The organism is Paenibacillus typhae (genome assembly GCF_900099765.1).
GTDB classification, from domain to species: Bacteria; Bacillota; Bacilli; order Paenibacillales; family Paenibacillaceae; genus Paenibacillus_AQ; species Paenibacillus_AQ typhae.
The window spans coordinates 1-12,888 of record NZ_FNDX01000074.1; the positions used below are offsets into that span (position 1 = coordinate 1).

The 12,888-nt window shown below is 54.0% G+C and carries 15 protein-coding genes; 11 read left to right on the top strand and 4 right to left on the bottom strand.

Annotated elements, in window-relative coordinates; all coding sequences use genetic code 11:
* The 3 genes from BLR64_RS29355 to BLR64_RS29365 form a co-directional block, all read right to left on the bottom strand.
* Nucleotides 1-225: transposase (locus tag BLR64_RS29355; RefSeq protein WP_167360809.1), on the bottom strand; the 225-nt coding region annotated here is incomplete at its 3' end.
* A 183-nt stretch (nt 226-408) separates the two neighbouring features.
* Complete coding sequence (locus BLR64_RS29360; RefSeq protein ID WP_090720209.1) at nt 409-1,503, bottom strand: M24 family metallopeptidase; 1,095 nt, start codon at nt 1,501-1,503, stop codon at nt 409-411.
* 48 nt (nt 1,504-1,551) lie between these two features.
* On the bottom strand, nt 1,552-2,268 hold the full coding sequence (locus BLR64_RS29365) for an MBL fold metallo-hydrolase (protein WP_090720211.1): 717 nt from the start codon (nt 2,266-2,268) through the stop codon (nt 1,552-1,554).
* A 167-nt stretch (nt 2,269-2,435) separates the two neighbouring features.
* Between BLR64_RS29365 and BLR64_RS29370 the strand changes: the two genes are divergently transcribed.
* Together BLR64_RS29370 and BLR64_RS29375 are read left to right on the top strand one after the other, a co-directional pair.
* Complete coding sequence (locus BLR64_RS29370) at nt 2,436-3,281, top strand: SDR family oxidoreductase (protein WP_090720213.1); 846 nt, start codon at nt 2,436-2,438, stop codon at nt 3,279-3,281.
* A 96-nt stretch (nt 3,282-3,377) separates the two neighbouring features.
* Entirely contained in the window at nt 3,378-3,881 is a 504-nt protein-coding gene (locus BLR64_RS29375) for a GNAT family N-acetyltransferase (protein WP_090720215.1), read from the top strand.
* A gap of 48 nt (nt 3,882-3,929) precedes the next feature.
* Here the strand turns inward: BLR64_RS29375 and BLR64_RS29380 are convergent, their stop codons facing one another.
* Nucleotides 3,930-4,259, bottom strand: a complete 330-nt coding sequence (locus BLR64_RS29380) for a winged helix-turn-helix transcriptional regulator (RefSeq protein WP_090720217.1) — start codon at nt 4,257-4,259, stop codon at nt 3,930-3,932.
* A gap of 90 nt (nt 4,260-4,349) precedes the next feature.
* On the opposite strand from BLR64_RS29380, the gene BLR64_RS29385 reads away from it, so the two are divergent.
* The 9 genes from BLR64_RS29385 (at nt 4,350) to BLR64_RS29425 (ending at nt 11,889) form a co-directional block, all read left to right on the top strand.
* Complete coding sequence (locus BLR64_RS29385; RefSeq protein WP_090720219.1) at nt 4,350-4,610, top strand: YqkE family protein; 261 nt, start codon at nt 4,350-4,352, stop codon at nt 4,608-4,610.
* A 469-nt stretch (nt 4,611-5,079) separates the two neighbouring features.
* A complete protein-coding gene (locus tag BLR64_RS29390) occupies nt 5,080-6,528 on the top strand; it encodes an RtcB family protein (protein WP_090720221.1) in 1,449 nt (482 codons plus the stop codon).
* Between the two features lies 1 nt (nt 6,529).
* Nucleotides 6,530-7,816 (top strand): AAA family ATPase, encoded by a 1,287-nt coding sequence (locus tag BLR64_RS29395; RefSeq protein ID WP_090720223.1) that lies wholly within the window; start codon nt 6,530-6,532, stop codon nt 7,814-7,816.
* A 138-nt stretch (nt 7,817-7,954) separates the two neighbouring features.
* Entirely contained in the window at nt 7,955-8,458 is a 504-nt protein-coding gene (locus tag BLR64_RS29400) for a sigma-70 family RNA polymerase sigma factor (protein ID WP_090720225.1), read from the top strand.
* Entirely contained in the window at nt 8,451-9,653 is a 1,203-nt protein-coding gene (locus BLR64_RS29405; RefSeq protein WP_090720226.1) for an anti-sigma factor, read from the top strand. The genes BLR64_RS29400 and BLR64_RS29405 overlap by 8 nt, the downstream gene beginning before the upstream one ends.
* A 21-nt stretch (nt 9,654-9,674) precedes the next feature.
* Complete coding sequence (locus BLR64_RS29410) at nt 9,675-9,878, top strand: anti sigma factor C-terminal domain-containing protein (RefSeq protein WP_279615497.1); 204 nt, start codon at nt 9,675-9,677, stop codon at nt 9,876-9,878.
* A gap of 188 nt (nt 9,879-10,066) precedes the next feature.
* Nucleotides 10,067-10,573: a metallophosphoesterase family protein gene (locus tag BLR64_RS29415; RefSeq protein ID WP_090720229.1), complete on the top strand. Its 507-nt coding sequence runs from the start codon at nt 10,067-10,069 to the stop codon at nt 10,571-10,573.
* A gap of 115 nt (nt 10,574-10,688) precedes the next feature.
* The gene (locus tag BLR64_RS29420; RefSeq protein WP_090720231.1) at nt 10,689-11,153 is read left to right on the top strand and encodes a GNAT family N-acetyltransferase; all 465 of its coding nucleotides are present in this window, start codon (nt 10,689-10,691) and stop codon (nt 11,151-11,153) included.
* Nucleotides 11,154-11,178: 25 nt separating this feature from the next.
* Nucleotides 11,179-11,889, top strand: a complete 711-nt coding sequence (locus tag BLR64_RS29425) for an HAD family hydrolase (protein ID WP_208607258.1) — start codon at nt 11,179-11,181, stop codon at nt 11,887-11,889.
* The last annotated feature ends 999 nt before the right edge of the window (nt 11,890-12,888 follow it).

The window sequence follows — 12,888 nt, forward strand, 5'->3', positions numbered from 1 at the left end:
GGAACGAATGCCGTAGAAGTACCCTAGGAAAATCATCTTGAACAGCACGACTGGATCAATTGCAGGGCGCCCGTTATCCGAGCAGTACAGGGATCTAACCTTCTCATCAATAAACGAAAAATCTATATATTTATCCACCTTGCGAAGCAAGTGGTCTTGGGGAACCAAATCTTCAATGGAAACAAATTCGAAAGCTTGTTGTTTTTCTCGATTGGAACGCAGCATCTTTGACACACCATCCGTTCTATAAATAGTTACCTATATTATACAACATTAACGCGGTGTCGTGTGAAACCAAGATCACATAAAGAAGGCTGTCGAGACTTTCTCGACAGCCTGAGCAGCAAGCCCCCGGAAAAGGGCTTGCTGCTTTTTTGTCTGGCTGCGGTGCAACTGGGCTGCCGCTGCCTACAGATGAAGAACCGTCAGCTCCTTCGGGAAGCTGGTCAGGGTAACCGGACCTTCGGCGGTAATAAACACATCGTCCTCAATGCGCACACCGCCCAGACCCGGTACATAGATGCCCGGCTCGACCGTGAACACATTGCCGTTCTCAATGATGTCGGTATTGAGGCCGTGCAGAGAAGGATATTCATGGGTGTCCATGCCCAGACCGTGTCCGACACGGTGCATGAAGTATTCGCCGTAACCTGCAGCTTCGATCACATCACGCGCAGCTTTGTCCACAGAACCGAAGGTAGCCCCGGCTCTGGAAGCAGCGATCCCGGCCATATTGGCGGCCAGAACGGTATTGTAGATTTCAACCAGCTTGCTGTCGATTTCACCGACCGCAAAGGTACGCGTTATATCAGAGGCGTAGCCCGCCGCATATACGCCCATGTCGAACATCAGCAGATCGCCCTGCTGAATGATCCGGTCGCCAGGTACGCCGTGCGGCAGCGCCGTATTGGGACCGGATAGTACCATCGTATCAAACGAGGGGCCGGAAGCGCCGACCTTCTTCATCAGATATTCAAGCTCGGCAACCAGCTCGATCTCTGTTACTCCGTTCTTGATGTGGCTTAGCCCGCGGCGGAGTACTTCTTCAATCAGCTCGGCGGCGTGCTTCATCCGGCTGATCTCCTCCGGAGTCTTTCTGGCCCGCATCGCCCGCAGCAGAGGGCCGATATCGCTGAAGCTTCCGGCCGGAACGGCTGCCGTCAGCAGCTCATAGCGGCTTACGGAGAAATGCTCTTTTTCAATGCCGATTGTTCCCGGCGCCGTTCCGACAAAACGGGACTTAAGCAGCTCATACGGATTATCCGTATCGCTGTGTGTCAGAATGGTTTGGACCGAGGAAGCAGCATGTGCAGCCTCACTGTCGAGCGCCGGAACAATCAGTACCGGCTCCTCGCCGCGGATCAGCAGCAGGCCGAGAAACCGCTCATGCGGGTTCGAGGCAAAGCCGGTCAAGTAATATACATGCTTGGGATCGGTGACGAGCAGTGCATCCAGCCCGTTTCCCGCCATTCCCTGCTCCAGGCTAACAAGAGCATCGTTCATTACAGGTGTTCCCCTTTCGTATAACACGTTTAAAACTCAATTCTCTTATTATAGCAGAGATTCGGTCAATGTCCCGATAAGCTCATCAGGACTGCCTTCATACACACCGCCGTGATAGCAGAGGATGGTGCGGACCGGCAGATCCTTCAGCTTCAGCAGGCTGCGCAGCGCCAGCGGCATATCGGGTGTGGCTGCATCCCATGGTCCGGCCAGCTCCCCGTCCAGAACACGCAGCTCATCGGCAGCAAGCAGCAGCTCCTGCTCCCGCAGGTAGAGGCAGATATGTCCAGGTGTATGCCCGGGAGTATGGATAATCTCAAGACCGCCGCCCCAGGGCAGATGTTCAGCATCATGAAGCTCTTCGATTTCCGGCAGCTGTTTCAGCTGCTCCAGAAAGCGCCCGAATGCCTCCCGGCGTTCCGGCGGCAGCTGGGCCATCCGTTCCGGGGTCATTTTTAGCATCGGCTGGCTGCCACTGATGACCGGCAGATCCCCCGGATGGGCGAACAGGCGGACAACGGGGAATTCACGGGCAAGTGCGGGAAGGTTCCCGATATGGTCTGTATCCTGATGAGTAAGAATAATCCGCTTCAGGCTGGAAGGGGCTTCGCCTGCTTCCTCAATAGCCTGAATCAGGGCCTCATACTGGTCGAACATGCCGGTGTCAATCAGCGTCAGTCCGTCTTCGTCTTTAAGCAATACAGGATGCACCTGGGATTCTCCCAGAGGGATAGTAAGCACAATAACATTCGGTCTGATCTGCATGGATAGCTCCGGGAGCCTCTCCCGGACTCACCTCCTGAAAGTTTTGGGGCTATTCTTTTCTTGTACCCCTGATATAATGTAACATTATCTTAGATCAACTGCCTGGAAAAGGCCAGGCCGGGACTGAAGCTGGCAGGGTCCTGAGCAGGAGAGGGGAATGAGCGGCTATGCATGGCAAAATTGTGCTCGTCACCGGCGGCAACTCCGGTATGGGACTGGCTACAACGATTGAAATGGCCCGCCGGGGCGCGAAGGTGGTTATGGCCTGCCGCAGCAGGACGCGCGGCGAAGCAGCTCTGGCTGAAGCCCGGCGCCGGAGCGGGTCGGAGGACATTACGCTAATGCTGTGTGATCTGGCTTCCTTCCAGAGTATCCGCAGCTTTGCGGGAGAGTTTCTGGCAGCCTATCCGGTGCTGGATGTACTGATCAACAATGCCGGTGTCGTTACGATCAAGCGGGAGCTGACGGCAGACGGCTACGAGATGGATTTTGGAGTCAATCACCTCGGACATTTCCTGCTGACCAATCTGCTGCTCGGAGCACTGAAGAAGGCCGGACAGGGGAGAATTGTTGTGGTCGCCTCCGGCGCCTACAAGATCGGCAAGCTTTATCTGGAGGACCACACGCTGTCGCGCGGCTTCAACCCGGCCAAGGCTTATGCCCGTTCCAAGCTGGCCAATGTCCTGTTCACCCGGGAGCTGGCTGCCCGTCTGCAGGGTACAGGAGTTACGGTCAATGCAGTTCATCCCGGGGCTGTCGGAACAAGCATCGGAGTGAACCGGGAGACCGGCTTCGGCCGTTCTGTGCTGAAGCTGTTGTCGTATTTTTTCCTGACACCGGAACAAGGGGCGGACACCGCCGTTTATCTGGCAACGGCACCGGAGGTCGGCGGCGTGAGCGGACAGTACTACTACCGCCGCAAGATCCAGAAGCTGTCGCCGAGAGCCGCAGATGACAAGGAAGCGGACCGTCTGTGGCAATGGAGCCTGGAGCATGCCGGATTGGAGCGGTAGATATCAAAGGGCAGCACAGTAAGGGATGTACAGATTATAAATACAGCCAAATCATTGGTTAAAGTGATTTAGATAATAACTAGGGGGAAAAGTAGGATGGCCTGGAACAACTGCCGCATAGAAGATGCATCACTTGAGGATTTAGGGGCAATCGTGGAGATTTATAACTCTACCGTAGCAGGGCGGATGGTTACTGCAGATCTGGAGCCTGTAAGTGTGGAGGATCGTCTTAAATGGTTCCATGAGCATAACAGCCATCACCGCCCGCTATGGGTGCTGAAGCAGGGTGATGAGATTGCTGCCTGGTTCAGCTTCCAGTCCTTTTACGGGCGTCCTGCGTATAACGGAACCGCTGAGATCAGCGTGTACGTGAATGAAAGCTTCCGCGGCAAGGGGGCCGGCAGCATTTTGCTGGCCAAGGCACTGGAAGAGTGCCCGCGCCTTGGCCTCGAGAATCTGGTGGGCTTTGTATTCGGACACAATGAGCCGAGCCTTGCCCTGCTGCGCAAGTTCGGGTTCAAGGAATGGGGGCTGCTTCCGGGTGTTGCCGTAATGGACGGCATCCCGCGTGATCTGGTTATCATCGGACGCAAGCTGTAGCTGCCTAAGCTGTGCAAGAGCAGCCTGCTTCCCGGAGGAAGGCAGCTCCTACTGCGGCGGGCATTCAGCAGAGTCGATCCAGGTGTCCGACCACTTTTCCAGATCACGCATGACGGATTCCAGAGCCCGGCCTTTATCGGTCAGGGAATATTGTATTCTTACGGGTGTTTCGGGAAAGACCTCGCGCAGCACGATGCCCTCCTGCTCAAGCTCCTTCAGCCTCTCGGACAGGAGCCGCCCGCTGACTGGCAATGAGGCTTCGATCGTTTTGAAGCGCTGCGGTCCCTGAAGGAGCTGATAGATGATCAGGCCGGTCCAGCGTCTGCCGATAATATCCATGCTTTTTTGCAGCTTTGGACACAGGTCTACGGATTTCATAAGGCTCACCTCTTACCTTACATTATAAACGGAAAGACTACCTGCTAAAACAAACTTGAAGTAAATACAGAAGCTGAAAGGATGATTACAATGGCTAAAAAGAAGCAGAATACCGGTGCTCCGCGCCCCGCTGCGGCCGATGCCCCGGCTACCCTGAAGGACTTGCTGAGCAGTGATGTGCTGAGCAAGCTGAAGGCACAGTCGGATGCACTGAAGGCTGAAGAACAGGATAAAAAGGAAGCAGCACGCAAAGCAGCAGAGGATCAGCGCAAGGCCGAACAGAAGAGGCTGGAGAATGATTTTGCCCATCTTTTGGAGAACAGCAATCAGGACTGGCACAAATTTAAATAATTTTTTACCGGACTGCCGGGTTGACAATTTACACCAGCGCCGATTATATTGGGTTTATTAAGAACAGAAGGGAGGCCGACGGGTCATGATTGGAACAAATGTACAGACACTGCCGCTAAGCCATATCACAACCGCATATGAACCATCTGATCCCAGCGTCTTCGTCCGGGAGACATGATGCGCAGTTGTGCTCATCTGTCTTAATCGAATAAGGGTATGCTTTGAGCCGGCGCAGCCCGGAGCCTCAAGCCGCCCTGCCTTACCTGGAGCCGTATGATCAGAAACTGATCTGCGGCTCTTTTTGTTGTACCTGCAAATAAAAAATAAAACTTGTATAAAACGATTTTCTTTAGAAAAGAGGGAGTAACGGAGGCCCGGAAGTCCAAATATTCACCGGAGTTACGACATCCCTGTATTCTAATAAAAATTGTTCTATACTAACCAACCTGAGAGGAAATGACATAAATATATGAATAACATTAATCAGCAAGCGGGCTATGAGCCCCGCTATAAACATGAGGTGGCTCTTCCCGGCGGCGACCTCAAGATATATGCCAGCGAGCAGCTGTTTGGCTCCCTGGATTATAAAGTGCTTGAAATGGCTAATAACAATCTGCAGATTCCCGGTATTGAATATATGAGCTATACCCCCGATGTACATGTAGGTGTCGGAACCTGCATCGGCACTACCGCCGTATGGGATGCCTCGTCGGGCTATGTGTCACCGTCCATCGTGGGCAGCGACATCGGCTGCGGCATGCGGGTGCATCTAACCAATCTGCATAAGGACGATCTGCGCGAGGTGAAGCTGCGCCGCAAGCTGGTGCGTGCGATTGAGAGATACCTGCCGATGGAGCAGCAGCAGCGCGGCCATTATGGCGATATCCGGCTGGAGAACATTGTCCGCAAAGGCCTGCAGGGCCTGCCGAACAAGTATATCCCCGACAGCTACACACCGAAGAAATCGAGCGCGCTGTCCCATGTCGAGATTAAGCGGCTCGGCTTTGACGAAGAGATTCTGAACGAGCTGCCGGATATGGCCTGGCACCGCGGCCACCGCCAGCTCGGTACACTCGGCGGCGGGAACCACTTCGTAGAGATACAGGCCATTGAAATCGCAGAGGAGCAGCGGGCTGTAGCCGAAGCCTGGGGATTGAAGGACGGGCAGATTGCCGTGATGATCCACTCCGGCTCCCGGGCCTGGGGAGGGATGGTGAACCAGTTCTGTACCCCGGCCTTTGCCAGGGTCATGGGTCAGCTGGGACTGGGCAGCGCCGATCCGCGGCTGATTTATGCCCCGCTTGCCCACCCGCAAGCCCAGCGGTACGTCAATCTGATGTACTCCGCGCTGAATTATGCGGTGGTGAACCGCCACCTGATTGCTTACGGTGTGCGAGAGGGCTTCCGTGACGTATTCGGTACCAAATGTGAGCTGCGGACGCTGTACGACCTGATGCACAACTATGCCTGGGAGGAAGAGACCTCCTCCGGCACCAAATTCGTGCACCGCAAAGGGGCTACCCGGGCGCTGCCCGCAGGCCATCCGGATAACCCGGATGTCTATGCCGCAACCGGCCATCCTGCCCTCATTCCCGGCTCTATGGGAACTGCGTCGTACATCATGGTCGGGCAGAGCGGCGGAGAAGAAAATTACTACTCCATCTGCCACGGGGCCGGCCGTATCCGTTCCCGCTCAGCGACAAAACGGCTGGTATCGGTCCAGGAATTTTCCCGTTCGCTTAACGTCGGCAAAGAGGATGAAATTGTAGTAAATCAGCATTCCCTGGAATCTATCATTGACGAATCCCCTCAAGCCTATAAGAATGTAGATGAGATCATAGAAAGCGTTACGGGCGCCGGCCTGGCTGCTGTGGTAGCCAAATGCAAGCCGCTCGCAGCGATAAAGGGGACGAAATAGGATGAAGCAGGAGTATGAGAAGCAGGCTGTAGTTTTTCCTTATGATGCAGGTGCAAGCGGTCTGATCAAGGGCTATGACGTCTATGCCCGGCTCGTTGACGGTATTCTTGAAGCCCTGTATACACGCTATAATGTCCGCTATGAGCTGTACGCCAGCGATGATCCGAACAGTGAGTACTGGAAGCTGCTGCAGGATGATGTGCAGTCAGGCAATCCGGAGGTTGAGCATGTTGCGCGGATTTTTGACCGGCTGGAAGACAGAACCTTCGTATACGACGATGACAAGGAGCAGCCGGAGTACAATATCCATCTGTCAATCCGTAATAATGTGCTGGCTTATCCGTCGATGGGTGTTGCGCTCGCCCGGGTGCCTGTATTTCAGGAAAACGGCATTAATTTTCAGGATTTTGTATTCGCCGCATCGGATGCGCAGCTGCAGGCTTTTCTCGGCAACGTGCGTAAACGGCAGCGGGAGCAGAACATCAACAAGGTGACAGTGTTTACCGACCGCCGTAACGGGGTCTGCCGTGAGGATGAGCCGATTACCCGGGCTGCCTCCCGTGAGGAGGTCGTGCTGGATGCCGCAGTCAAGAGAGAAATATACCGCTCGCTGGACCAGTTTTTTGATGCGGACCGCAGCTTTTATGTCAAATATGATATCCCGTACAAAAGAGGCATTCTGCTCTACGGCCATCCCGGCAACGGTAAGACCACGCTCGTAAAATCCATTGCCGGCAGTGTGCCCGGGCCTGTGGTGTACTGGCAGATTACCGAGTATACCAGCAGCGAATCAGTAAATGAGGTGTTCGAGGCTGCGGCCCGGCTTGCACCGATGGTGCTGGTCATTGAGGATATTGACTCGATGCCGCAGGAGGTCCGTTCGTTCTTCCTGAATACACTGGACGGGGCGACCTCCAAGGAAGGGATTTTTCTGATCGGAACGACCAACTATCCGGACAAAATCGATCCGGGCCTCATGAACCGCGCCGGGCGCTTCGACCGTGCCTATGAGATCAAAATGCCGAATGAGGCGCTGCGGCTGGAGTTTCTGCGGCTGCGCGGCTTCTCCGCTTTTGCCGGTGAGGAAGGGGTCGGCCTGGCAGCCCGCCTGACCGGGGATTTCTCGCTCACCCAGCTGGGCGAGCTGTATGTCAGCGCCGCACTGGAGTGGCATGAGAACGGCACGGCCGATGTCGAGCAGCTCGTCCGCGGCATGCGCGGCGAGCTGGATAAAGGCCGCAAGCGGGAGTGGCTGCGGGATGCCTCGTCCACGATCGGATTTTATTGAATCTCTGCTGTATAGCTTGAGCCATGACGGCCGCTGAAGGTTAAGCGGCCGGCCATGGCTTTTTATTTTGAGAGGTTAGTTTGGAGGATTCTGTAACTTTCGTGCAGCTGAAACGTGGTTGGTGTGAGGGGGGAGGGAATGAAGCCGGATTCGCTGGATCATCACTATCAGAGTTATGTTCACGATATACACCGTTATTTGTACGCCCTCTGCCGCAATCACCACCTCGCCGAGGATTTGACACAGGAGACGTTTTACCGTGCCTATCTGTATCTGGAGGATTGCCGGGAGGAGCGGATCAAGCCCTGGCTGTTCCGTGTGGCCTACAATGCTTTTATTGATCACACGCGTAAAGCGAGCCGCAGCATTCCGACAGAAGAGGGTTACTTCAATAGGCTGCCGCATCCAGAAACCACGGAAGAGGTATTCATGCGGCGGCAGCGGATGGAGGCATTGGCTGACTCTGTCGGCAGGCTTTCGCAGGCGCAGCGCCATGCGCTGCTGCTGCATGATTTTCACGGAATCGCATACAGGGATGCGGCGGCCATCATGGAGGTCAGCCTGCCGCAATATAAAATACTGATCTTCCGGGCTAGGCAGAAGCTACGGGAAGAAGAACGGAGGAGCAGCGGGCATGAGTGAGGAGTTTAGAGAAAGGCTGCGCAAATACAGTGAAGGCAGCCTGCCGGAGGCGGAGCGGGCGGAAATGGAGCAGGAGCTGGAGAAGCTGGAGGCCTATCAGGGCTATCTGGATGAGCTGATGGAGCGCGATGAGGAGCAATCTGCCCAGAAGGCTGGGTGGAGGTCCGGCTGGATGGCGGCTCAAGACGGGGCTAATCCGGCTAATAAAAAGCCGGCAACCGGAGAGAAGCGGATAATCCGCAGGGGGAAATGGAAAGCCCGCATCGCTAATACCATGACCGTGCTGTCAGCCTTTCTGGCTTTTACGGTCATCAGTTCAATCATAACTGCTATTTATTACAGCACTGGAAACCGGGGAGAAACGTACGGTGACGTTATCTCCTCAGCTATTGCAGTTTCTAGTCCCAATACAGTCGTACATTTAAGTTCCAATGCCAAATACTTTTTCAGAGCGAATTATTCAGGCAGACTGCTGAAGCAGGTTGGAAGTGATCAGGTCGATGCGGGCAGCTACTCTACCCAGATGCTGTTCGGGCTTGGGGGAGTAGGTACCTATAACTGGACCGATGAGCGCACCTCCCGCCAATTCTTCATTTATCCGCAGGCTGGCCAGTCCCAGGGTATTGACGACAGTGAGCAGTGGGAACGTCTTGATAAGCTGCCGGAGGGAACGGTGGCCGAAGCCTATCTTTCCCTTGATCAGCTGTATAGCACGGCTGACCTGCTGAGAAAGCTGGAGCCGCTGAATGTGCTGCCTGTGTGGTTCGCAGTGGATGATGGCATTAGTACCAACAACGCTGTGGTAACCAGCCCGCTGGGCTTCCCCTATCAGCCGATCTGGCATGCTAAGGATATGACAATACTGTCGGCTAAAACGGAGAAGCGGGGCTGGTTCGGCAGTGTAACCTCCAGCTCCTCCAGTTCACCTTCCGTTGAAGCCTATGGCAGCAGTGAGCTCCGTGAGAGGAACTTTCTCGATACGCTGCGGCTGCTGAAGGAATATAAACTCCTGTCCGGTAACGCAGGATTGTTCTCGGACTTGGAAGAATCGTTAAGCTATATTGAGAAGAACGGAGTCCAGCTATACGGCGTGGTAGTTACTGGACCGGTTAAGGAGCTGCTGGAGCTGCAGGAGGATGCCTGGATCAGCCATATCCGGATCGGTGAGGTGCGGCTGTGGAACTGGCGGGACTAAATTCTCGATACGCTGCGGCTGCTGAAGGAATATAAACTCCTGTCCGGTAACGCAGGATTGTTCTCGGACTTGGAAGAATCGTTAAGCTATATTGAGAAGAACGGAGTCCAGCTATACGGCGTGGTAGTTACTGGACCGGTTAAGGAGCTGCTGGAGCTGCAGGAGGATGCCTGGATCAGCCATATCCGGATCGGTGAGGTGCGGCTGTGGAACTGGCGGGACTAAAGTTGAGCTAAGGCTGGTGTAACAGGGGCAGACCCTTCGCGAATGGGCTGTCCCTGTATACGCATGATAGCGCTTTACTTGCTTCTGCCTGCTGCAAATCGTACAATAATCTGAAAATATGCATTCGCTGAAGTTATGAAGGTGCACAAGATTATTATGCAGATTATGCGGATTAGGAGCTGAATCAGATGAAAATAGGAGTCGTATCGGATACCCATTTGTCGCGGTCGGCCAAGGCACTGCCACAGGCGCTTGTAGAAGAATTCCGCCAGGTAGACCAGATTCTCCACCTGGGAGACTGGGTGGCACTGGAGATTTATGACCTGCTGGCCGAGCTTGCCCCGGTTGAGGGGATTGCCGGCAATAACGACGGCCAGGAGATTATCCGCCGGTTCGGAGAACAGAAGATTGTTACCCTGGACGGCGTGCGGATCGGACTGATCCATGGGCATGCCCCTTACTCCCGCAAAGGAACCGACGGCAACGCGCTGCTGGCCTTTGAAGGTGAGGAGGTGGACTGCATCCTGTTCGGCCATTCCCATCAGCCGCTGATGCGCAGGGAGAACGGCGTCCTGCTGTTCAATCCCGGTTCGCCTACCGACAAACGTCGCGAGAAGCAGTACTCTTTCGGGATACTGGATATTGAAGACGGCAAGATCAGCGCCCGGCATGTCTTCTACGATTCCAAGGAATAGCGGAAGGCGGGAGCTTTTGTCCAAATGATCTGTCATTCTCTCCATGGCAGTGCGGCGGCGGTTATTTTAGAATTCCATTAAACACGAGCCGCAGTGGCGAAAAGAGGGAACCAGAATGGAAGCTTACCATTTGGAACAGGCAAAGTGGCAGGATGCGGAGCTGATTGCCCCGCTATTTAATGACTACAGGGTGTATTACGGGCAGCAGCCCGACCCCGCAGGAGCTTTGCAGTTTATACAGGACAGGCTGAAGGCAGAAGAATCTGTTATTTTTATTGCCGTAGCGGATAAGGATGGCAGCAGGCAGGCCGGCGGTTTTGCACAGCTGTACCCGTCCTTTTCGTCGGTTACGATGCAGAGGCTGTGGGTGCTGAACGATCTGTATGTAGCGGAGCATTTACGCGGGCAGGCTCTGGGCAAGCTGCTGCTGGCGGGTGTTCGAGAGTTTGCTTTGAGTACGGGGAGCAAGGGACTGACGCTCACCACCATGACGGATAATATCCGGGCACAGCGCCTGTATGAGTCTCAAGGGTACGTAAGGGATGAGGAATTTTACACTTATGATCTTATTTTTAAATGATTAGCTTCAAGTAAGGAGAATATGCGTGGATAACAGCAGTAAATTAGCAGTGTTCTTTGATCTGGATGATACGCTGTACGACCATCTGGTGCCGTTCCGTGAAGCGGTGTGCGAGGTGCTGGCGCCGGATGAGGGCAGTCTCGATTATGCGGAATTATTTTATACGGTAAGGCATCACAGCGATCTGCTCTGGCCGAAGTACCTCAGCGGTGAGCTTGAGCTGGAGGAGACGCGGGTGCTGCGGCTGGAGCTGGCTTTTGCCGAATATGGCATAGCGCTTAGCCGGGAGCAGGCGGAACGGGTGCAGGCGGCCTATATCGGGCGGCAGTACACGATTGAAATGATTGACGGGGTGGAGGAGCAGATCCGGCGTTTCCTGGCTCTCGGGCATAAGGTAGGGGTTATTACCAACGGGCCGAAGGAGCATCAGACGAACAAGCTGCGGGGCCTCGGCATCGACAAGCTGATTCCGGCGGAGATGATCTTTATCTCGGATGCGGTCGGACTGGCGAAGCCGGACCCGGCGATTTTCAGGCATGTCAATGAGGCTACTGGAACCACCCCGGACAACTCGCTGTATGTCGGCGATACATGGGATAACGATGTGGTAGGCGCATTGTCGGCCGGATGGAAGGTATGCTGGTACAACCCCCGCGGCAGACAGCCGCGCACGGAGCATGTGCCGAGTTATGTTTTTGCGGATTATGAAGAGTTTAGCAGGCTTCCTCTGATCTGAGAGGCTGGTGGAATAGAAAGAGAATAGCAAGCGGCTGAGCCTGGGCTCGGCCGTTTTTTTGTCATATACAAATATTATATAGTTTGAGCTTATCAATGAGGACGCTTCTGCGATAGAAATAACCGCGTTAACCCGCTGCATCTCCAATTCATCTCCGCTATTCTTTCCTTTGTGTATAAATCCATATAGCTGCACTTTCTGCAATTAAAACCAGTGGATATCAGCTTTTTCAGCGGATAGCTGCATTTGGTACAACTAAATCAGCCTGATACAGCAAAAATCAGCATTATTCCCTTTTTTAATTGCATAGAGTGCAGTTAAGCAGCAGAGGCGCGGGAAAAACAGGCGTTTTAGTTGTATGAACTACAATTAAAGCTATTGCTTGAATGGGGAATTCCATTTAGCATGACAGAAAGTACACTTGTATATGTAATTAAATGTAGAAAAGAATGAAAGGTACAGATCAGCGGGGCATGGAGACGGCTGTCCGATTCATTTGTTTACACAGTGGTCCGGCCTATAGAGAATAAAGTCCTTCAAAGAAATTATGGGCGTTGCCGGGAGCTCTGGCTGAATCCGGACACGGCAGCGGGTGAATTGGGAGGATAGTGATGAATAGTTTAAAAGATAGGAAAAGGAGGGCTGATTGCCCCCCTTTTTGTATGTGGCGTGCCCAGAGGCACGCATTATCTAGTTGGTGCAAGTCCAACCAAGAGAGGGGCCAAGCCACTCTTGTAGCTAGGATGCTTGCGCATGGCGAAATCTGTGTGTAAAAGCGCATCGACAAAAGTACCGGTCAGAGACCGGGCGAGCAACAACCCAGGCCGTAATATCAAGTGAATCCTGCCGCGTCGTCAAAAAGGCCCTGCGAAGGGGAACAGAGGATGCCGAGTCCCGCATCTATGGACGAAGGCCAAGGAAGCTGAGCAGAACTTGGAACAACAGCGAAGAATCCTCCGGCGTAGAGGGATCGGCATGGGTTGAAAGATAATGCAGTGA